Source organism: Streptomyces sp. NPDC029044 (assembly GCF_040637495.1).
Taxonomy (GTDB): domain Bacteria; phylum Actinomycetota; class Actinomycetes; order Streptomycetales; family Streptomycetaceae; genus Streptomyces.
In genome coordinates, this window is record NZ_JBEZWN010000011.1 from 62,755 (window position 1) to 83,748 (window position 20,994).

General features: G+C 72.3%; 15 protein-coding genes. 2 read left to right on the top strand and 13 right to left on the bottom strand.

The window, feature by feature from the left end; genetic code table 11:
• Positions 1 to 118 precede the first annotated feature (118 nt).
• Entirely contained in the window at positions 119 to 1,339 is a 1,221-nt protein-coding gene (locus AB0E85_RS12745) for an LAETG motif-containing sortase-dependent surface protein (RefSeq protein ID WP_361925468.1), read from the top strand.
• 19 nt (positions 1,340 to 1,358) lie between these two features.
• Here the strand turns inward: AB0E85_RS12745 and AB0E85_RS12750 are convergent, their stop codons facing one another.
• The 10 genes from AB0E85_RS12750 to AB0E85_RS12795 all read right to left on the bottom strand — a co-directional run bounded on the left by AB0E85_RS12750 (position 1,359) and on the right by AB0E85_RS12795 (position 14,584).
• Positions 1,359 to 2,525, bottom strand: coding sequence for an SUKH-4 family immunity protein (locus AB0E85_RS12750; protein WP_361925470.1), 1,167 nt, complete (start codon positions 2,523 to 2,525; stop codon positions 1,359 to 1,361).
• A 316-nt stretch (positions 2,526 to 2,841) separates the two neighbouring features.
• Complete coding sequence (locus AB0E85_RS12755; RefSeq protein ID WP_361925472.1) at positions 2,842 to 5,160, bottom strand: molybdopterin cofactor-binding domain-containing protein; 2,319 nt, start codon at positions 5,158 to 5,160, stop codon at positions 2,842 to 2,844.
• Positions 5,157 to 7,409: a 2Fe-2S iron-sulfur cluster-binding protein gene (locus AB0E85_RS12760; protein WP_361925474.1), complete on the bottom strand. Its 2,253-nt coding sequence runs from the start codon at positions 7,407 to 7,409 to the stop codon at positions 5,157 to 5,159. The genes AB0E85_RS12755 and AB0E85_RS12760 overlap by 4 nt, the downstream gene beginning before the upstream one ends.
• Complete coding sequence (locus AB0E85_RS12765) at positions 7,406 to 8,299, bottom strand: FAD binding domain-containing protein (RefSeq protein ID WP_361925476.1); 894 nt, start codon at positions 8,297 to 8,299, stop codon at positions 7,406 to 7,408. Before AB0E85_RS12765 ends, AB0E85_RS12760 begins: the two co-directional genes overlap by 4 nt.
• Positions 8,300 to 8,589: 290 nt before the next feature.
• Entirely contained in the window at positions 8,590 to 10,212 is a 1,623-nt protein-coding gene (locus AB0E85_RS12770) for a beta-N-acetylhexosaminidase (RefSeq protein WP_361925478.1), read from the bottom strand.
• A gap of 1 nt (position 10,213) precedes the next feature.
• Entirely contained in the window at positions 10,214 to 11,059 is an 846-nt protein-coding gene (locus tag AB0E85_RS12775) for a carbohydrate ABC transporter permease (protein ID WP_107455254.1), read from the bottom strand.
• Positions 11,056 to 11,964 (bottom strand): sugar ABC transporter permease, encoded by a 909-nt coding sequence (locus AB0E85_RS12780; RefSeq protein WP_361925596.1) that lies wholly within the window; start codon positions 11,962 to 11,964, stop codon positions 11,056 to 11,058. Before AB0E85_RS12780 ends, AB0E85_RS12775 begins: the two co-directional genes overlap by 4 nt.
• Before the next feature lie 233 nt (positions 11,965 to 12,197).
• On the bottom strand, positions 12,198 to 13,496 hold the full coding sequence (locus AB0E85_RS12785; RefSeq protein ID WP_361925481.1) for an extracellular solute-binding protein: 1,299 nt from the start codon (positions 13,494 to 13,496) through the stop codon (positions 12,198 to 12,200).
• A gap of 210 nt (positions 13,497 to 13,706) precedes the next feature.
• Positions 13,707 to 13,982: a DUF3039 domain-containing protein gene (locus tag AB0E85_RS12790; protein ID WP_033308193.1), complete on the bottom strand. Its 276-nt coding sequence runs from the start codon at positions 13,980 to 13,982 to the stop codon at positions 13,707 to 13,709.
• Positions 13,983 to 14,011: 29 nt separating this feature from the next.
• The gene (locus AB0E85_RS12795; protein ID WP_361925598.1) at positions 14,012 to 14,584 is read right to left on the bottom strand and encodes a YqgE/AlgH family protein; all 573 of its coding nucleotides are present in this window, start codon (positions 14,582 to 14,584) and stop codon (positions 14,012 to 14,014) included.
• 252 nt (positions 14,585 to 14,836) lie between these two features.
• Here AB0E85_RS12795 and murA point away from each other — a divergent pair, with 252 nt between their 5' ends.
• Positions 14,837 to 16,177, top strand: coding sequence for a UDP-N-acetylglucosamine 1-carboxyvinyltransferase (murA, locus tag AB0E85_RS12800; RefSeq protein WP_033308195.1), 1,341 nt, complete (start codon positions 14,837 to 14,839; stop codon positions 16,175 to 16,177).
• Between the two features lie 102 nt (positions 16,178 to 16,279).
• On the opposite strand, the gene AB0E85_RS12805 is transcribed toward murA, so the two are convergent.
• From AB0E85_RS12805 to AB0E85_RS12815, 3 genes are all read right to left on the bottom strand, one after another.
• Positions 16,280 to 16,561: an HU family DNA-binding protein gene (locus tag AB0E85_RS12805; protein ID WP_003990598.1), complete on the bottom strand. Its 282-nt coding sequence runs from the start codon at positions 16,559 to 16,561 to the stop codon at positions 16,280 to 16,282.
• A 329-nt stretch (positions 16,562 to 16,890) separates the two neighbouring features.
• Positions 16,891 to 18,324, bottom strand: coding sequence for an NAD-dependent malic enzyme (locus AB0E85_RS12810; RefSeq protein WP_355834172.1), 1,434 nt, complete (start codon positions 18,322 to 18,324; stop codon positions 16,891 to 16,893).
• Positions 18,325 to 18,655: 331 nt separating this feature from the next.
• A complete protein-coding gene (locus tag AB0E85_RS12815) occupies positions 18,656 to 20,953 on the bottom strand; it encodes a UvrD-helicase domain-containing protein (RefSeq protein ID WP_361925485.1) in 2,298 nt (765 codons plus the stop codon).
• Positions 20,954 to 20,994 lie beyond the last annotated feature (41 nt).

Consider the following 20,994-nt stretch of genomic DNA (forward strand, 5'->3'; position numbering starts at 1 on the left):
TCCGCCCCCCGCCCCCGGCGAATTCGTGCACAACCCCGAGCACCCCTCAGGTGTCCAGAACATGACCGGTAGCCGTCGCTCCGGTCGTTCGCCCGCTGTTTCGACGAGGAGAACCGCCGTGCACCTCCGCCCCCCGGCAGCCGTCCTGGCCGCTGCCGTGATCGCCGTCGCCGGTCCCGCTGTCGCCGCGCCCCTGGCGCATGCCGAGGACGGCACGCCCGAGCTGGTCGTGTCGGCCCTGCCGTCCGCGGCTCCCCAGCCGGGCGAGGTGTACGACAAGTCCGTCACCCTCACCAACAAGGGCACGGCCGCCGTGGACGGGGTCACCTTCCGGGTGCGTCTGACGCGCGGGCTGGACTTCCCCGAGCAGGTGAAGGGCTGCACCTACACGACCGTCAAGGAGCAGATCCGGCAGGCGATTTGTGAGCTCGACACGGTCGTCGAGCCCGGCGCCTCCGTCACCACGCCCGTCCGGTTCAAGGCGTTGGACAACGCCCTGATGGAGGCCGTCGAGTACGGCACGAGCGCGAACGGTGGGACGCCGGGCGAGGGGTACGACGACAGCTACCGGCGGCTCACCCTGACCGCGGACAACACCGCCGATCTCGTCGCCGTCGGTGAGGAGATGGAGGCGCTGGCCGGCGAGGAGCAGTCGATCACGGCGACCCTGCGCAACGACGGCCCCGGCTGGGTGCAGAACCAGGAGAGCGACGACCTTCCGGCGCTGCTGGTGCAGATCCCGCCGGGCACCGTGGCCGTCGGTGTGCCGAAGGACTGCGCGCCGTTCGGCATCGACGGGCCGAGCGGGCCGCAGGGGACCACGGGCAAGCCCAAGTACGTGTGCTGGCCGCAGGACGGGACCCTCGACGTGGGCCAGTCCCTCGCCTACACCTTCACGCTGAAGATCAAGGAGTCCGCGCAGGACACCAAGGGCGAGGTCAAGGCGTCGTCCGTCTACGGCATCGCGCCGGAGTACGACACGAACCGGGCCAACAACACCGCCGTGATCGGCATCGACCTGCCGAGCGACTACGAGCCGGAGCCGAGCCCCTCGGACGGCGCGGACGGTGGTGCCGGCGACGGCGGGAACGGCAACGCCCCCGAGGGACAGGCCGCCGGCGGCACCGGGGCCACGGCTTCCCCCTCGGCATCGGCCTCGACCGGCACCACGGCCGGTGGCTCCACGGGCACCACGACCGGCAGCACCACCGGCGGCAATCTCGCCGCCACCGGCTCCGACGGCACCCCGCTCCTCGCCGGTGCCGCTGCCGCCGCCGCGGTGATCGGTGGCGGCCTGGTGTTCGCCGTACGCCGCCGCAGCGCCGCCAAGTCCGCCTGACGGCGGGGCCGTCAGGCCGTCAGAGCACCCCGCCCGCCTCGTCCTGGAACGCGTCCGTCCAGTAGTGACGGACCGTTCCGTCAGCGGTCGCGCCCGTCGGGTCCACCGTCGACAGGACCTGGAGCATCGTCATGGCCAGCTGGTCGTAGGTGTCGGTGGTCAGCTCGTGGGACGACTGGGCGTCTATCGCGCGCTCGCGGTGCAGCAGCCAGAGCGTGAACGCGAGGGTCGACACGTCCGTGTTGAGCGGGTACAGCGTCGCCTCGGGTTCGCTCCAGTTCAGGACCGCGCCCGTCGCGCCGTCGACGACCAGGCTGGTGTCCTCGACGAGGTGGCCGAGGCGGATCAGGCGGTGGGCTGCGGCGGGGAGTTCGGCCGGCGCGCCGGTGTCGGCGTAGTACTCGGCGAGCGTCGCCAGGGGGACGTCCGTGTCCAGGGAGAAGACGTGGGCGTCCTCCGGCAGGCCCGTCTCGCGCAGGAAGCGACGGGTCGGTTCATGCGTGAGGGTCGCGGGGAAGTCGACGTCCTCGAAGCGCGCCACCTTGCCGGGGCCGAACTCCTGGTCGAGGAGGCGGTGCGGGAGGTCCAGGGAGAGGCCGGACACGCCGCCTCGGCCCGCCACCAGGGACAGGGGGCGGATCAGCGCCGCCATCTTCCAGAAGGGGGCCGGTTCGCCGTCAGCGCCGTCGCGGAACACCGCCAGCAGGTGCTGCGACGCCTCCGCCACCGCCTTGGGGCCGAAGCGGCCCGCGTAGGAGGCGAACTGGCCGCGCAGGCCCGCCAGTTCGTCCGTGGCCTCCGCGAAGCGGACCAGCGTCCGCAGGGAAGGGGCCAGGGGGCGGCGGTCCATCAGGTCGGGGCGGTCGTGCAGGACGTACGTCGTCGAGATCTCGCCCGTCGCGCCGTCGAGCAGGACGGACTCCGTCTCCAGGCCGGCGGGGCCCAGCAGTCCGCCTATCACCAGTTGCTCGCGCAGCTCCGCCGAGAGGCGGTCGTCCGCGTCGCCCGTGGAATCGGCGACCGTGCGCAGGCCCTCGCGGCTCAGCTCCGCGAAGCTCAGTACGCCGCTGTCGGCGGGCAGTCCGGGGCCGGTCAGCCAGTGCCGCGTGGACGCGTGCGTCACCCACGGGTCCAGCTCGGACTCTGTCAGGGTGATCACCGCGGAACCGGCGTCGGTCGTACTCATGGGCTCCCCCGCATGTGCTTGCTCACCGTCCCCTGGCGGAGCACGGCAGACCGCCCGGGCCCAGCCCGGCAGCCGTTCCCCACTGCCCAGAACAGTACGCCCCACCACTGACAACGCCCCGGAACAGCGACGCGCGCCCGGTGACCCACGCGTCCACCTCACAAGACGCTCAGAGAACCCTCGCGCGTTCCCTCCCCGCAGAAATCGCTTCCGGTCCCTGGCGCGCCGCCGGTTCGAGGTGCCCCGGCCGAAGCCCGGTGACCGGGAGGGTCCGGTGCGCGGAGCACGGCCACCCCGGCCGGCGGCGCGGGCGGGCTCAGGCGCGTTCCGTGACCACCGCGGCCTGGGGGCGGATCGGGAGCCGGTTCACGGGGCGGCCCGTCGCGGCCCGCACGGCGGACGCGACGGCCGCCGGGGACGTCACCACCGGCACCGCGCTGACCGCCTTGGCCCCGAAGGGGGCGACGACGTCCCGTTCCTCCACCAGCCGGACGATGCGGATGTCGGGCGCGTCGAGGGCGGTCGGGAGGGCGTAACCGGTCAGGTCGGGGTGGCGGACGATGCCGCGCGGCGTGCGGAGGTTCTCCGTGAGCGCGATGCCCACGCCCTGCGTGACGCCCGCCTCGATCCTGGCCGCCAGCTGGGCGGGGTTGAGGACCCGGCCGACGTCCTGGGCGACGGCCAGTTCGACGACCCGTACGGAGCCGAGCTCGATGTCGACGTCCACCACCGCGCGGATCGCGCAGAAGGCCATGCCCACGAAGGCGTCGCCCTGCCCGGCCTCGTTCAGCGGCTCGGTCGGGTGCGGGCGGCACTGGGCGGTGGCCCACAGTTCCTTGCCGTCCAGCGCCTCGGTGACCGTCGTCGAGAGGACTCCGTCGTACGACGTGATCTTGCCGTCGGTGATCTGGAGCAGCTCCGTCGACATGCCGAACTTGTGGGCGAGCGGCTGGAGGAGCTGGGTGCGGACCATCTTGGCCGCGCGCTCCACCGCCCCGCCCGACACCCAGGTGTGCCGGCCGCGGCAGCCCGCGCCCGCCGGGGGCTGGTCGGTGTCGACCGGCGCCACGTGCACCTCGTCGACGCCGAGCGTCTCCTGGACGATCTGCCGGGCCAGGGTCGTGAAGCCCTGGCCGGTCTCGACGGCCGCGCACAGGACCGTGGCGACGCCGTCGTGGACCTTCACGGTCGCCGTGGAGACCTCGTCCGCGCCCTCCGCGCCGAGCATGTGCACCATGCCCACGCCGTAGCCGACGCCCCGGCGCACCGCGCCCGGTTCGCCCGCGCCCTCGGGGCCGCCGGGCAGCAGCCACTCGTCCTCGGGGGTGTCCTTGGGCAGCGGCGGCAGCGGGAAGTCCCGTACGGCCTGGAGGAGTTCGGCGACCGGGGCGGGGCAGGTCACGGTCTGGCCGGTCGGCAGCACGTCGCCGGTGGCCAGGGCGTTGCGCAGCCGCACTTCCGCCGGGTCGAGGCCGAGCTTCTTGGCGATCTTGTCCATCTGCGCCTCGTAGGCGGCGCAGACCTGCATGGCGCCTTCACCGCGTACGTGGCCGGACGGGGGGTTGTTGGTGCGGACGGCCCAGCCCTCGATGAAGGCGTTCGGGACGACGTAGGGTCCGCAGGCGAACGCGACGGCGGCGGCCAGGGCCTCGGAGGAGGTGTCGGCGTAGGCCCCCGCGTCGAGGAGGATCTGCGCCTCGACCTTGACGAGTCTGCCGTCGGCGTCGGCGTGGTGGCGGTAGCGCAGCAGGGTCGGGTGCCGGTGGACGTGGCCGAGGAAGGACTCCTCGCGCGTGGCGGTGAGTTTCACCGGGCAGCCGGTGCGCAGCGCGAGCAGGCCGAGCGGAAGCTGGAAGCCCTGGTCCTCGCGGTCGGCGGTGGCGCCGGGGACTCCGGTCACGACGACCTTGACGCGCTCGGGTTCCAGGCCGAACGCGGCGGCGGCCGCGTCGCGGTCGGCGTGCGGGTCGGTGGAGGCGAGGTACAGCTCCACGCCGCCGTCCGGGCGCGGTACCGCCAGGCCGGCCTCGGCGCCGATGGGCGCGGGGTCCTGGCGGCCGATGCGGTACAGGCCCTCGACGACGATCTCGCCGGCCGCCTCCGGGTCGCCGTGGTGCAGCGGGATGTGCCGGATCAGGTTGCCGTCGGGGTGCAGCGGCTCCGCTTCGAAGGCCTGCTCCGGGTCGGTGACCGGGTCGAGCACCTCGTACTCGACGATGACGGCGGCGGCGGCCATGCGCGCGGTGTCCGGGTGGTCGGCGGCGACGGCGGCGATGGGCTCGCCGTGGTGGCGGACGACCTCGGAGGCGAAGACCGGGCGGTCGGCCTTGCCGCGGCCGTGCAGCGGTCTGCCGGGAATGTCCTCGTGGGTGACGACGGCGCGGACGCCGGGCATCTCGCGCGCGTGGGTGGTGTCGATCGACAGGATGCGCGCGTGCGGGTGCGGGGAGCGCAGCACGGCCGCCCACAGCAGGCCCTCGGCCCACAGGTCGGCGGCGTACGGGAAGGTGCCCTCCGTCTTGGCGCGGGCGTCGGCGGGCGGGAGCGAGGCGCCGATGCCGTGCGGAAGCGGTTCGGGGGCGGGGGCGGCCTCCGCGGCCTGTGCGGCCTGGGCGGTGGCTGCTTCGTTGCTCACGCGGGGCCTCCGTCCTGGCCGTAGGGCTGGTCATGCGGTTCTGGGGAGTGCGGTTCGGGGGTGTGCGGTTCCGGGGGCGCTCCGAAGGCCGACGCGTTCACGCCACCGGCGCCCGGGCCGGCCTGGCGCGGGATGCGGGCCTCGTCGGTGTCGCCGTCGGCGGGCGCGGAGTGGGTCTCGCGCTCGGCGACGACCTCCTTGACGGCGTCCACCACGCCCCGGTAGCCGGAGCAGCGGCACAGGTTGCCGCACAGCGCCTGGCGGGTCTCCAGCTCGGTGGGCGCGGGGTTGCCCTCCAGCAGGTCGTGCACGGTCATCGCCATGCCGGGGATGCAGAAGCCGCACTGCACCGCGCCGCAGCGCGCGAGCGCCCGCTGCACGTCCGACGGCTGCCCGTCCTCGGCCAGGCCCTCGACGGTGCGGACCTCGCTGCCGGCCGCGGTCACGGCCGGGACCAGGCAGGACGCCACGAGCCGCCCGTCGACCTGGACGTTGCACGCGCCGCACTCGCCCTGCGAGCAGCCGTCCTTGGCGCCCGCGAGTCCGAGCCGCTCGCGCAGCACGTACAGCAGGGACTCGCCGATCCACGCGTCGGCGACGGGGCGTTCGGTGCCGTTGACGCTCAGGACGTAGGAGGCGAGGGGGTGTTCCTCCTGGGGCGCGGCGGGGGGTACGTCGTGCGGGGCGGCGCCGGCCGGCTCGGCCGGTGTCCCGGCAGCGCTGGTCTCGGCAGTCTGGGCCTCGGCAGCCCGGTTCTCGTCGGGGGCCGGACCGTCCTGGCTCTCGCCGTCGGCGGTCTCCGGGCCGGTGTCGGAATCGGCGTCCGCGAAGGCCGGGAGGGGCCCGGCAGCCGGCCCGGAGGGGCCGTCGGCGGCCTCTGGGGCCCCGGAGGCGTCCTCGGTGTCCTCCGAGGGCTCACCGGGGCCGGGAGCGGGCTGTGAGGCTTCCTGGGCGTCCTGCGGGGGCGCGGCGGCTTCCGGGTGTGCCTCGCGCGTGGGCTCCCCGGGGAACTCGCCGGGGGTCTCGGGGTACGGCTGTCCGGTCGCGTGGCCGTCGGGGGCGGGCGACTCCGGTCCGTGCTCGGGGTAGCCGGAGGACTCGAACCCGTGGTCGGGTCCGAGGCCGGCCCCGTGGTCCGTCCCGTGGTCGGGTCCGAGGTCGGTCCCGTGGTCGGCGAAACGGGACGGCTCCGCCGGGTGACCTGCCGCCGTCCCGGGCTCCTCCGGCGCGTACTCCGACGGCTGAGGCGCGTGATCCGGGCCGGGCTCCTCCGGCGCGTGGCCGGCGGTCGCGGACGGCTCCGGCGCGCGGCCGAACTCGTCGGGCCGGTGCGCGGGGCCGGTGTCCTCGTGGTCCCCCGGCGCGTGCGCGTCCTGCGGGTGTCCGGGTCCGGCCTCGCCCCGCCCCGCCTCCCGCGGCAGCGGTCCGGTGCCCTGCTCCGTCGCGTATCCGGAGGCCGGTCCGGCGTCGCCCTGCTGCCCGTGATCCTGCTCGTGGCCGTGCTCGTGGGGGTAGCCCGGGTGGGCCTCCTCCTGCCCGGCCGGGTCCTGCGGGTCCTGCCCCCACGGCCGGCCCGCGGCCTGGGTCGCCCAGGGGGCGGGCGCACCGCCGGGCAGCGTGGCGGGCGGGGTGCCGCCCCACTGCTCGACCAGCGAGGACGTGGTGAACTCGCCCGATTCATCCGGAAGGTCACCCCCGGCGACGGGGATGGACCACTGCCCGGTCACGTCATGGCCGGGCGCGGCGCCGGCCGCCGCGGTCTCCTCGAAGTTCCACTGCCCGGTCGCCCCGGGGTTGTACGTGAACCGGTCGTCGCCGCCGTGCTGCGGCGCCGTCGCGTCGGAGCCGTAGGGTGCCCCGGCGTCGTACGGCGCGTCGGGGCCGCCGTACGGCTGCCCGGGCACGTCGTGGCCCTGCTGCTGGTGCGCGCCGTGCTCGTGTCCGTGCTGCGGGTGCCCGGCGTTCGGGTCGTGCCACTGCCTCCCGTCGACCGGCGCGCCCGGCACGGGCCACGCGCCGGTGGCGGCCGGGTCGGTGCCGGCCGTCGAGGCGGGGTTGACCGTTATCTGCGGCGGTACGTAGCCGTGGCCGGGCGCGGCCAGCGGGCTGTCGGCGGCCAGCAGGGCGTCGACGCCTCCCTCGGGGAGTTCGACGAAGGCCGTGGCGCCGTCGTCGTACTCGCCCTGGGGCAGCGGGTCCCAGCGGCTGCCGCCCCGGGGCGTGCCCTCTCCGTGCTGGTCGTCGGTCACGACAGTGCCCTCCCCAGTGCTCGTCGGGCCAGCGCGGCGACGGTGCGCCGCAGGTGCAGTACGGCGGGCGGAAGCTGCGCGACCGAGCCGTCCTCGGCGGGCGCCGCGTCGGGGATGCAGGCCGCGGCGACGTACTCCCCGAAGGCGTTCAGCGCCTCCGGGACGAGCGCCCGGTTGTTGTCCCAGTCGATGAGGCCGGCGACCCACTGCTCGGCCTCCAGGGGCCGCAGCGCCATCGGTGCTATGGCGCCCACCGCGCAGCGCACGCCCCGGCGTGCCGGGTCCAGGACCAGGGCCACGGACGCCACCGCGCGTCCCGGGCCGGTCCGGCCGGTCGCCTTCAGGAAGACCTGCGGGGCGTGCAGCAGCGGCACGCGCACGTAGCCGATGAGTTCGCCGGCGCGCAGCATGTCCATCCCGGCCAGCAGGTGCGAGACCGGGATCTCCCGGCGGGCTCCGCCCGGGCCCGCGATGATCAGGGTCGCCTCCAGGGCCGCCAGCACCGGCAGCGCGTCCCCGGTGGGGGCGGCCGAGGCGATGTTGCCGCCCAGGGTGCCCGCGTTGCGGATGTGCGGCGGGCCCGCGGCGCGCGCGGCGGCGGCGAGCGCCGGGATCAGGGCCGCGAAGTCGGGGCGGCCCATGCGCGCGTGCGTGAGGCCCGCGCCGAGCAGGGCGTGACCGTCCAGGTACTGCCAGCCGCGGATCTCGCTGATCCGGCCGAGCCCGACCAGCGCGGCGGGCCTGAGCTGCCCGGAGTTGACGGCGGCCATCAGGTCGGTGCCGCCCGCGACGGGCACGGCTGCGGGCATGGCGGTGAGCGCCGCGACGGCCTCGTCCAGTGTCGTGGGCAGCGTGACGGCCTGCCCCGCCTGCGGTGCGTGCGTGGTCAAACCGGCTGCCCCTTCCCGCTGCCCCACCTGGTCCCACCTGTGCTGCCGTACGGTACGTGCTGACAGGGCGGACGTGGCAACTCTGGCACATCTTGGCGAGAGCCGAAGACACGGGTCCGCTAGGAGGCATTCGCCCACCTCATCCGCGAGATGGTCCGTTTTCACACAGGTTCACCAGTGGATGCCGATTGGCACTTTCGGTGACCCTTGTGCGCTTTTCCGTGACCTGTTCGAGCTGTTCGGTCGCAACGGACGGCAGGGCGGGTCGCCGGACGCCGCGACAGCCGGCCCTACCGGCTGGGCGGCGGGCCGTCGATCGGGCGCCCCAGTACCCCGGGGCGCTGTTGCCAGGGCAGCGGACCCGTGGGGGGCCGGTAGGCCACGCCCAGGGCGTCCAGCCGTCGGTAGTGGGCGGACATCCGGCGTTCGAAGTCGTCGAAGTCCCGTTCCTCCGGGGCCGGCAGGGCGCTCCAGGCGACCTCCGCGAAGGCCGCGAGGCGGGGGAAGGCCTGGTAGTCCACGCGCGCGTGGTCCTCCATCACCTCGGTCCACAGGTTGGCCTGCGTGCCCAGCACGTGCCGCGCCTCCTCGGGCGTCAACTCCGGTGGAACGGGCTCGAACCGGTAGACGTCCTCCAGGGTGCGCACCCACCCGATCGGTACCGGCTCCCCGGGGCCCGGGTCCTGACGGTGGTCCAGGTACACCTGCTGCTCGGGGCACATGACGACGTCGTGGCCGGCCCGGGCGGCGGCGATGCCTCCGGCGTAACCGCGCCAGGACGACACGGCCGCGCCCTTCGCCAGACCGCCCTCCAGGATCTCGTCCCAGCCGATCAGCCGGCGTCCGCGCCCGGCGAGCCAGGTGTCGAAGTGCCCGATGAACCAGGACTGGAGCTCGTCCTCGTCCGCGAGGCCGAGTTCCCTGATGCGCGCCTGCGCCGTCTCCGACCGCCGCCACTGGTCCTTGGGACATTCGTCGCCGCCGACATGGACGAACTCCGAGGGGAACAGCGCGAGTACTTCCTCGAAGACGCCCTCGTAGAAACGCAGGGTGTTGTCAGTGGGGGCGAGTACGTTCGGGTTGATTCCCCAGGTGTCCCAGACGGAGAGGGAGGTCGTGTCGATGACGTCGGTGTTGCCGAGTTCCGGGTACGCGGCGATGGCGGCCTGCGAGTGGCCGGGTACGTCGATTTCGGGGACGACGGTGATATGCCGCGCGGCGGCGTAGGCGACGATCTCCCGGATGTCGTCCTGGGTGTAGTAGCCGCCGTGCGGCTTGTCCTCCCACAACGGCGAGGCCCGGTGGCCGGTTTTGGTGCGGGCGCGCCAGGCCCCGGTCTCCGTCAGCCGCGGATGCCGCTCGATCTCGATGCGCCAGCCCTGGTCGTCCGTCAGGTGGAAGTGGAAGACGTTGAGTTTGTGCGCCGCCATCAGATCGAGGTAACGCAGGACGCCTTCCTTGGGCATGAAGTGCCGGGCGACGTCGAGCATCAGTCCGCGCCAGCGGAACCGGGGGCCGTCCTCGATCGTCAGGTACGGCACGGTCCAGGCGCGGTCGCGGTCGAGCGGGGCCCTGCGGTACGCGTCGGGGCCGAGGAGTTGGCGCAGCGTCTGGGCGCCCCAGAAGACGCCGGCCGCGTCGCCGCCCTCGATGAGGACGCCGTCCTCGTCGCTGACGAGGCGGTACTCCTCGGGGCCGAGCCCGGGGCCGAGACGCAGCCCGATGCCGCCCCCGGTGCCGTCGGGCTCCCGCCCCTCGCGCAGCGGCAGGCCGGTGGCCTGCCGGAGGGCGGCGCTCAGCCAGTGTCCGACGCCTTCCGTCCCGGTGCCGGCGTGGATCCGGGAGCGGCGCGTCAGCCGCACCTCGCCGGAACCGGCGACGGCACCGCGGGGCGCCGGAATCAGTTCGGTCACGTCAGTCCTTCACCGCTCCGCCCAGCCCGGAGACCAGACGGCGCTGTACGAGTACGAAGAAGACCAGGACCGGGATCGTCATCACCGTGGAGGCGGCCATGACCCCGCCCCAGTCCGGGTCGTCGGGCTTGTAGAAGACGAGCAGGGCCATCGGCAGCGTGGACTGCGAGGTGTCGCTGATGATGAACGACTTGGCGAAGAGGAAGTCGTTCCAGGCGGAGATGAACGAAAACACGCTGGTGGCCACGAGGCCGGGCAGGACGAGCGGGAAAAGGATCTGCCAGAGGAATCGCGCCCGGCTCGCCCCGTCGATGTACGCGGCCTCCTCCAGGGCCTCCGGAACGGCTTTCACGAACCCCCGCAGCATCCAGATCGCGAAGGGCAGCGAGAAGGCGATGTGGGGCAGGATCAACGAGCCCAGGGTGTTCAGCTGTCCGGCGTCCCGCATGAGGAAGAACAAGGGGATCGTCAGGGCTTCCACGGGCACCGTCTGGGCCACCAGAAACATGATCAGGAGGGTGGTCCGGAGGCGGAAGCGGAATCGTGTGACGGCGGTCGCGGCGAGAAACGCGATGAGCGCGGAGGCGATCACGACACAGCCCGCGACGAGAAGGCTGTTGAGGAAGTAGCGGCCGAATTCCTGCTGCCCGAAGACCCGTCGGAAGGAATCCAGGGAGGGCGCGAGCGTCCACGGCCTGGGCTCGCTCGACTCGATCTCCCCGGCCGGTTTGAAGGCGCTGAGCACCATCCAGTAGAGGGGGAAGGCGACGACGACCGCGATCAGCAGGGCGGAGGCCTCGGCGGCCAAGCGCCCCGGGCGGCGTACACGGGCGCGGAGCGGGTTCACAGTTGCTCCCCCTGTCGGCGCAGCAGCCGCAGGTACACCAGCGTGACGGCGAGCAGGATCAGCAGCATCACGACGCCGATCGCGGAGCCGAGGCCGTACTGCGAGGACGCGAAGGCCTGCTGGTAGGCGTAGACGTTCAGGACCAGGTTCTGGCCGGCGATGCCGCCGCCGTTGGTCATGACGTAGATCTGCGTGAAGACCTTGAAGTCCCAGATGACCGACTGGATGGTGACGACGACCAGGATCGGCCGGAGCATCGGGGCGAGCACGGAGCGCCAGATGCGCCACTGCGAGGCGCCGTCGAGGGCGGCGGCCTCCAGCACCTCGCCGGGTACGGCGCGGATCCCCGCGTACACGGTCACCATGACGAACGGGAAGGAGCACCAGACCACTTCGAGCAGGACGAGGAAGAAGGCGCTGAGACGGCCGTACGTCCAGGAGTGGTCGCCGAGGCCCAGCATCCGGTTGACGGGGCCGAAGTCCGGGTCGAAGAGGAACAGCCAGACGGTCGAGCCGGTCACCGCCGGGGTCGCCCAGGCGCCCAGCGCGGCCAGCATCAGGGCGAGGCGCGGTACGGCCCTGACCCGCGTGAGGAGCACGGCCAGGGCGCACCCGACCGCGAGTGTGGAGACGACACAGGCCGCCGCGAACAGCACGGTGGCGAGCAGCACCTGCCAGAACTGCGGGTCCCCGAACAGCTGGGCGTAGTTTCCGAACCCCTCGAAGGTGGCCGGCTCCCCGCCGCTGACCTGTGCCTGCGTGTACTCGAAGAAGGAGATCAGCCCGAGCTGGTAGATCGGGTAGAGGAGCAGCCCCCCGAGCACGACGAGCGCGGGCGCGAGGTACAGCCAGGGCGTCCAGCCGCCGGAGACGAGCGGGGACGCACCGGAAGCGCCCCGGCGCACCCCCGCCCGGCCGCTCCGCCTCCCCCGGGCCTCCTTGGACGGAGCCCGGCCGGCCGATCCCCGGCCCTGCCCGGCGCGGACGGCGACGGAACTCTCCCTCGCCGTCCCCGCCGGGACCGCCCCGGATGCACCGGCGCACCCCTCAAGGGAACGCTCCCGGGCGGCTCCCGCCGCAGCCGCCCCGACTCCGGCACCGTCGGTGCCCGTCGTCTCCGTGTGGTCGTTCACCCGGCTCACCCCGCGGAGCCGAACGCGGCGTTCATCTTCTTCGCGGCGTCGTCGGAGGCCTGCGTGACGTCCTTCTTGCCGCTGATGACTTCCTGGAACATCGTCGGCAGGATGAGGGAGGAGTCGATCTGGGCCCAGGCGGGTGACGCGGGGACGAACTCGGTGCCGGCGGCGAGGGTCCGCACGAAGGGCTTCACGAACGGCTCCTGCCGCGCGACCTGCTGGCGGACGTCCGTGAAGGTCGGCAGGAAGCCCATCGCCTCGAACAGTTCACTCTGGGTCTTCTTGGAGGCGAGCCGCTCCATCAACTCGACGGCGAGCGTGCGGTGCGAGGTGCTCTTCAGGACGCCGATGTTGTTGCCGCCCGCGAAGGCCGGCGCGATCGAGCCGGACTTCACCCCGGGCAGCGGGACGACGGCGTACTTGCCCTTGACCTTCCCGGCCTCGACGGCGGTGTGGCTGAAGTCGCCGCCGATGGCCATGCCCGCCTTGCCCGCGGCGAACGCGGAGACCGTGTCGTTGCCGCCCATGCCCGCGCACTTGGCGGCCGGGCAGTTGTCGTCGCCGAAGAGGGACGTGTACGCCTTGATGCCCTTGCGCGCCTCGGGGCTGTCGATGCCGGCCGCGTACGAGCCCCCCTTGCCGCTCGCGATCTCACCGCCGTGGGCCCACACGAACGGCATCGCGCCGTAGGTGTAGGCGCCGCCGACCACCAGCCCGTACAGCTCGGGCTTCGCGGCGCGTATCTCGCGGGCGGTGGAGGCGAGTTCGTCCATCGTCTTCGGGACGGCCAGGCCGAGTTCCTTGAAAACGTCCGTGCGGTAGTAGAGCGCTCGGACGCCGACGTAGAGGGGGGCGCCGTAGAGCTTGCCGTCCACCGTCACCGACTGTCTGGCCGTCGGGTCGGTGTCCTTCGCCTCGCTCCAGTCGCCGAACTCCTTCGTGACGTCGAGGAGTCCGCCGTCCTTCACGTAGCCGGCCGTGTCGGTGTTGCCGTACTCCATCACGTCGGGCGCGGAGGCGGGGTCGTTGAAGGCGGCCTTGACGCGCTGGGCGCGGGTGTCGACCGGGATGTACTCGACGTCGACGTTCGTGCCCTTGTGGGCCTTCTCGAAGCCGGCGACGACGGAGTCGACGACCTTCTCCTTGGGGGCGTTGCCGACCTCCTGGAAGAGCCACACGCGCAGCGTGCCGGTCTTCTCGTCCTTGTCGGAGGAGAAGTTCGAGGAGGTCTGGGGCGCGCAGCCGGTGGCCACGAGAGCGGCGAGCGCGGTGAGCCCGGCAAAACGGACGGACAGGTTCATGGAGTGTTCCTCCGAGGGAGTGTTGCAACATGCGCAATGAAGGTTTCGCTGTGCACAACACATCGGAGGCTAGGGACTGCATGAACACGCCCACAAGAGGTCTCAACCACTCTGTGACCGGCAGACGCACCCCGTGCAACGCCCGGACAGCACAAAAGCCCCCAGGGCGCGCAAAACGCACCCTGGGGGCTTCACGCCCGTGGGTAGGGCCTACTTGTCGCCCTTGTCGTCGTCCCCGGAGCTCATGGACTCGTAGATCTCCTTGCACATGGGACACACGGGGTACTTCTTCGGGTCGCGGCCCGGCACCCAGACCTTGCCGCACAGCGCCACGACGGGGGTGCCGTCGAGGGCGCTCGCCATGATCTTGTCCTTCTGGACGTAATGGGCGAAGCGCTCGTGGTCACCGTCACCGTGGGAGGTCTGCGGCGTCGGCTCAACGAGGGTCCCCGTACCAGTCCCGCGCTCGGGCTCGAGAGTGCTCATAGGGCCAAGGGTACTGAAGCTCACAGGCATCAGTTGAGCGAAGGGTCGTCCGGGTACGTCGCGACCATCGCCAGCTCGCTGCGCTGGCGGCGCAGCACCTCGCGCCAGAGCCGCTCGGGAGCAGGGGACGAGACATCGCCGGGCTCCGACTCGACGACGTACCACGCCCCGTCCACCAGCTCGTCCTCCAGCTGGCCCGGGCCCCAGCCGGCGTACCCGGCGAAGATGCGCAGGGAGCCGAGGGCGGAGGCGAGCAGCTCCGGCGGGGCCTCCAGGTCGACCAGGCCGATCGCGCCGTGCACCCGGCGCCAGCCCAGCGGGGTGGTCTCACCGGACGCGCCGCCGGGAACGACCGCGACCCCGAGGGCCGAGTCCAGCGACACCGGGCCGCCCTGGAACACGACACCCGGTTCCACGGCGAGATCCCCCCAGCCCTCCAGGATGTCGCCGACGTCCACCGGAGTGGGGCGGTTCAGGACGACACCGAGGGAGCCCTCCTCGTCGTGGTCGAGGAGCAGCACCACCGCGCGGTCGAAGTTGGGGTCCGCCAGGGCGGGGGTGGCCACGAGCAACCGCCCTGTGAGCGAGGACACCTCGGTCATGGCAGACATGATCCCGCATTCTCCCTTCGCGTGGGGAGGCAATGCGGCACAGGGAGGGAACGCAGCTCAGGGCGCACTGATGCGTCACACGCGCACGAATCCGGCCGTGACCCCATGTGCCCGGCACGGAACGGTTCGTGTTGTGACAGAGCTATGACGTGGCTGGGTCTCACTCAGGCTTACAGAAGGGGGGTGGTGGGCGATTACCCTTTCCCTCCTGGCCCCTGCCCGACTCCACGGAACGCGAGATTCATGACCGTCAACGACGATGTCCTGCTTGTCCACGGCGGAACCCCGCTGGAGGGCGAGATCCGTGTCCGCGGTGCGAAGAACCTCGTACCGAAGGCCATGGTGGCGGCGCTGCTCGGCAGCGCTCCGAGCCGGCTGCGCAATGTTCCGGACATCCGCGACGTCCGGGTCGTACGGGGTCTGCTTCAGCTGCACGGTGTGACGGTCCGTCCGGGTGACGAGCCCGGCGAACTGGTGATGGACCCGACGCGCGTGGAGAGCGCCAACGTCGCTGACATCGATGCCCACGCCGGTTCGAGCCGTATCCCGATCCTGTTCTGCGGCCCGCTGCTGCACCGCCTCGGCCACGCCTTCATCCCCGGTCTCGGCGGCTGCGACATCGGCGGCCGGCCCATCGACTTCCACTTCGACGTGCTGCGCCAGTTCGGCGCCCGCATCGAGAAGCGGGACGACGGCCAGTACCTGGAGGCGCCGCAGCGGCTGCGCGGCACGAAGATCCGGCTGCCGTACCCGTCCGTCGGCGCGACCGAGCAGGTGCTGCTGACGGCCGTCCTCGCGGAGGGCGTCACCGAGCTGTCCAACGCGGCCGTCGAGCCGGAGATCGAGGACCTCATCTGCGTGCTGCAGAAGATGGGCGCGATCATCGCGATGGACACCGACCGGACGATCCGGATCACCGGTGTCGACAAGCTCGGCGGCTACACCCACCACGCCCTGTCGGACCGGCTGGAGGCCGCCTCCTGGGCGTCGGCGGCGCTGGCGACCGAGGGCAACATCTACGTCCGCGGCGCGCAGCAGCGCTCGATGATGACGTTCCTCAACACCTACCGGAAGGTGGGCGGGGCCTTCGAGATCGACGACGAGGGCATCCGCTTCTGGCACCCCGGCGGCCAGCTGAAGTCCATCGCGCTGGAGACGGACGTCCACCCGGGCTTCCAGACCGACTGGCAGCAGCCGCTGGTGGTGGCCCTGACCCAGGCCACGGGCCTGTCCATCGTCCACGAGACGGTCTACGAGTCCCGGCTCGGCTTCACGTCCGCGCTGAACCAGATGGGCGCGCACATCCAGCTCTACCGCGAGTGCCTGGGCGGCTCCGACTGCCGCTTCGGCCAGCGCAACTTCCTCCACTCGGCGGTCGTCTCGGGCCCGACCCGGCTCCAGGGCGCGGACCTGGTCATCCCCGACCTCCGTGGCGGCTTCTCGTACCTCATCGCGGCGCTGGCGGCCCAGGGCACGTCCCGGGTCCACGGCATCGGCCTGATCAACCGCGGCTACGAGAACTTCATGGAGAAGCTCATGGAGCTGGGCGCGAAGGTGGAGCTGCCGGGCAAGGCGCTCGGGTAGCCCGGACGAAGACGCCCAAAGGGGCGGCCACCCGGTTCGGGTGGCCGCCCCTTCGATGTCACTCAATGTGGTTCGCACACCGTCGGCGTGCGAACGGCAGGGTTACTTGCCCTTGGCCGCTTCCTTGAGCTTCGAGCCCGCGGAGACCTTCACGCTGTAACCGGCGGGGATCTGGATGGGCTCGCCGGTCTGCGGGTTGCGGGCGGTGCGAGCGGCACGGTGAGTGCGCTCGAAGGTCAGGAAGCCGGGGATGGTGACCTTCTCGTCGCCCTTGGAGACGATGTCGCCGACGACGTCGGCGAACGCGGCCAGCACGGCGTCGGCGTCCTTGCGGGTCACCTCGGCGCGGTCGGCCAGCGCGGCCACCAGCTCACTGCGGTTCATGTTGTTACTCCCGTGTTCATCTTGCCGTTGAGGCGTCAGATCGAAGCCGATGCTGCCAGGGTCCTCGATGAGTCCCCGGACCCGGGTCCGTCGTCAGACCCTCGCGCCCAGGGACGCATCCTGCCCCTACCTGCGGCGGGAAAGCCAATCCGGCACCCGCAGGAGTCGTGAGAACACCCTTGGGGAGTCACACGAAAAGAGGGCCTGAGCCTGGCGCCACGATAGCTGCGCTGCTGACAGGGTTCTTGCGACGCGCCGGGTTCCGGGCCGCCGTGGGGTTACTCACAGTCCGGGGCCGGGCCCCGCCGGGGCCCGGTTCGGCCTGGGCCTCAGACTCCGGACGGGCTGCCCGCCGTCGCGCCGACGGCCTTGGCGGCCTCCCGCACGGCACCGGCGACCGCTCCCGCGACCTTGTCGTTGAAGACGCTCGGGATGATGTAGTTCGGGTTCAGCTCGTCCTCGGTCACCACGTCCGCCAGAGCCGTCGCGGCGGCCAGCATCATCTCGGTGTTGACCGTACGGGACTGCGCGTCCAGCAGGCCGCGGAAGACACCCGGGAAGACCAGCACGTTGTTGATCTGGTTCGGGAAGTCCGAGCGGCCGGTGGCGACAACGGCCGCGGTCTGGCGGGCGATTGCCGGGTCGACCTCGGGGTCCGGGTTCGCAAGCGCGAACACGATGGCGCCCTCGGCCATGGCGGCCACGTCGTCGCCGTCGAGGACGTTCGGGGCGGAGACGCCGATGAAGACGTCGGCGCCGCGCACGGCCTCCTTGAGCGTGCCCGTGAGGCCCTCGGGGTTGGTGTTGTCGGCGATCCAGCGCAGCGCCGAGTCCGGGGCGGCGTCCACGAGGTCCTCGCGGCCCGCGTGCACGACGCCGTGGATGTCGGCGACGACGGCGTTCTTCACGCCCGCGGCGAGCAGCAGCTTGAGGATGGCCGTACCGGCCGCGCCGGCGCCGGACATGACGACCCGGATGTTCTCCATGGCCTTGCCGGCGACACGGAGTGCGTTGGTGAGCGCGGCGAGGACGACGATCGCGGTGCCGTGCTGGTCGTCGTGGAAGACGGGGATGTCGAGCGCCTCGCGCAGCCGGGCCTCGATCTCGAAGCAGCGGGGCGCCGAGATGTCCTCCAGGTTGATGCCCGCGAAGCCGGGGGCGATGGCCTTGACGATCTCGACGATCGCGTCGGTGTCCTGGGTGTCGAGGCAGATCGGCCAGGCGTCGATGCCGGCAAACCGCTTGAACAGGGCGGCCTTGCCCTCCATGACGGGCAGCGCGGCCTTCGGGCCGATGTTGCCCAGGCCCAGCACGGCGGAGCCGTCCGTCACGACCGCAACGGAGTTGCGCTTGATGGTGAGGCGGCGGGCGTCCTCGGGGTTCTCGGCGATCGCCATGCAGACGCGGGCGACGCCCGGCGTGTAGACCATGGACAGGTCGTCACGGTTGCGGATGGGGTGCTTGGACGCCATCTCGATCTTGCCGCCGAGGTGCATGAGGAAGGTCCGGTCCGAGACCTTGCCCAGGGTGACGCCCTCGATGCCGCGGAGTTCCTCGACGATCTCGTCCGCGTGCGCGGTCGACGTGGCCGCGATGGTGACGTCGATACGGAGCTTCTCGTGACCGGACGCGGTGACGTCGAGGCCGGTCACCGAGCCTCCGGAGGACTCCACGGCGGTGGTGAGCTGCGAGACGGCGGTTCCGCTCGCGGGCACCTCCAGCCGGACCGTCATCGAGTAGGAGACGCTGGGCGCCGTTGCCATGGCCGACTTCCTCTGCTTTCACCTGACGCTGAGTTGTGCCGTCCGATCGTCGCACCTACCGCTGAGTAGCAGGTAGCCGCCCTCGATTGCGAACTTTTTGTTCGCGGAATGGGGCAGCAAAAAGAGACCCACGTCACGTGGACGTGGGTCTCTTCTCGGTCAAGTGGCACCGACCCGCCATGCTCGCCTCGCGGCAAGTGGTCGCTCGTAGCGACGAAGGTTGGGCCCGGGGGCTTGGATCGGGCCGGTGCCACATCCAGGCTAACAAACAGATCCCGTAAGGCCATTCCCGTACCGGGAGTTCATTTCGCCGGCAAGTGGGTAACCCGGCTCAGTCCCTGAGCAGGTCCGGGATTCCCGCCGCGTCGGGCTCGTCCCGGTCGGCCGAGACGACCGTGAGCTGCTGGGTGGCCCGGGTCAGCGCGACGTAGAGGACGCGCAGGCCGGCCGGGGACTCGTCGGCGATCTCCGCCGGGGAGACCACGACCGTCGCGTCGTACTCCAGGCCCTTCGCCTCCAGGCTGCCGAGCGCCACGACCCGGTCTCCGAGACCGGCGAGCCAGCGGCGGGCCTCCTCGCGGCGCTGCATGGCGACGACCACACCGACCGTGCCGTCGACGCGCTCCAGCAGCCGGGCCGCCTCGTCGCGGACGGTCGCGCCCAGCGTGTCCTCCACGACCGTGAAGCGAGGTTCCACGCCGGTGGAGCGGACCGCCTTCGGGGACACGGAGCCGGGCATGGCGAGGGCGAGGACCTTCGCGGCCAGGTCGGCGATCTCGGCCGGGTTGCGGTAGTTCACCGTCAGTTCGAAGCGGCGGCGGGGCCGGGTGCCGAGCGCCTCGTCGCGGGCCTGGGCCGCCTCGTCCGGGTCGGACCAGGAGGACTGGGCCGGGTCGCCGACGACCGTCCAGGTGGCGTGCCGGCCGCGGCGCCCGACCATGCGCCACTGCATCGGGGTGAGGTCCTGAGCCTCGTCGACGATGACGTGGGCGTACTCGACGCGCTCCTGCGCGAGGCGTTCGGCGCGCTCGCGCTGCGACTCCTCGCGCACCGGCATCAGCTCCTCCAGGCCGGTGAGCTGGTCGAGCGGGTCGAGTTCGCGCTTCCGGCGGGGGCGGGCCGGGGCGCCGAGGACGGCCTGGAGCTCGTCGAGCAGGGCGATGTCGTGCACCGAGCGGCCCTCACGCCTGAGCGAGCGGGCGACCTTGCGGACCTCGCCGGGGTTGAGGGTCCGGCGGGCCCAGCGGCCGAGGCGCCGTTCGTCGGCCATGGCGTCCAGGACGGCCGCCGGGGTCAGCTCCGGCCACCAGGCGTCGAGGAAGGCGACGAAGGCGTCCTCGGAGATGATGTCCTCGTCGAAGGAGGAGCGCAGTTCGGCCGCGAGCTCCGGGTCGCTGTGCCGGCCGGCCGCGCCGGACCGCTCCCACAGGGCGTCCAGGAGGAGCTTGCGGGCCCGGGGGCGCAGCAGGTTCACGGGGGCGGTGCCGCCGAGGGCGGAGCGCCGGATGCCGTCCAGCTCCCGGGCCTCCAGCTCCAGGCGGCGGCCGAAGGCGACCACGCGCAGCCGCTCCGGCGGATCGTTCAGCTCCAGGGCGCCGCGCGCGGCCTTGCGCAGCACCTTGAGCATGCGGGAGGAGCCCTTGGCACGGGCCACGGACGGGGAGTCGTAAAGCGTGGCCTCGCTGCCCTCGACCAGGGAGCCGATGGCGCGGATGGCGACCTGGCCCTCCTCGCCGAGGGAGGGCAGCACGCCCTCGGTGTAGGCGACGAGCAGCGGGGTCGGCGAGACGATCAGGATGCCGCCCGCGTACCGGCGCCGGTCCTGGTAGAGAAGGTAGGCGGCGCGGTGCAGGGCCACGGCGGTCTTGCCGGTGCCCGGGCCGCCCTCGACGTACGTCACGGAGGCGGCGGGGGCGCGGATCACCAGGTCCTGCTCGGCCTGGATGGAGGCGACGATGTCGCGCATGGTGTGGCTGCGGGCCTGGCCGAGCGCGGCCATCAGGGCGCCGTCGCCGATGACGGGCAGTTCGCCGCCGTCGAGGTACGCCGTCAGCTCGGGGCGCATCAGGTCGTCCTCGACGCCCAGCACCCGGCGGCCCTTGGAGCGGATGACGCGGCGGCGGACGACCCGGCCGGGGTCGACCGGGGTGGAGCGGTAGAAGGGGGCGGCGGCCGGGGCCCGCCAGTCGATGACCAGCGGCGCGTAGTCCTGGTCGAGGACGCCGATGCGGCCGATGTGCAGGGTCTCGGCGATGTCGGCGGTGTTGTCGGGGCGTACGGCGCCCTCCGCCGGCTCGATGGCGGTGTACGCCCCGTCGGGGCCCTTCTTGCCGTCCTTGCCGGTCAGCAGGTCGATCCGGCCGAAGAGGAAGTCCTCGAACTCGTTGTTGAGCCGGCTGAGGTGGATGCCCGCGCGGAAGACCTGCGCGTCCCGCTCGGCGAGTGCGCCGGGGGTGCCGACCTGCCCGCGGCGGGCCGCGTCCTGCATCAGGAACTCCGCCTCGTGGATCTTCTCCTCGAGGCGCCGGTACACCCGGTCGAGGTGTTCCTGTTCGACGCCGATCTCCCGGTCACGAACCGAATCGTGCACCGAACCGACCGCGCCTTGTCTGTGAGCCTGAGCGGCCACCGGGCCCCCTTCTGACGTGCTGGGCAGCCGTCAACCGTACG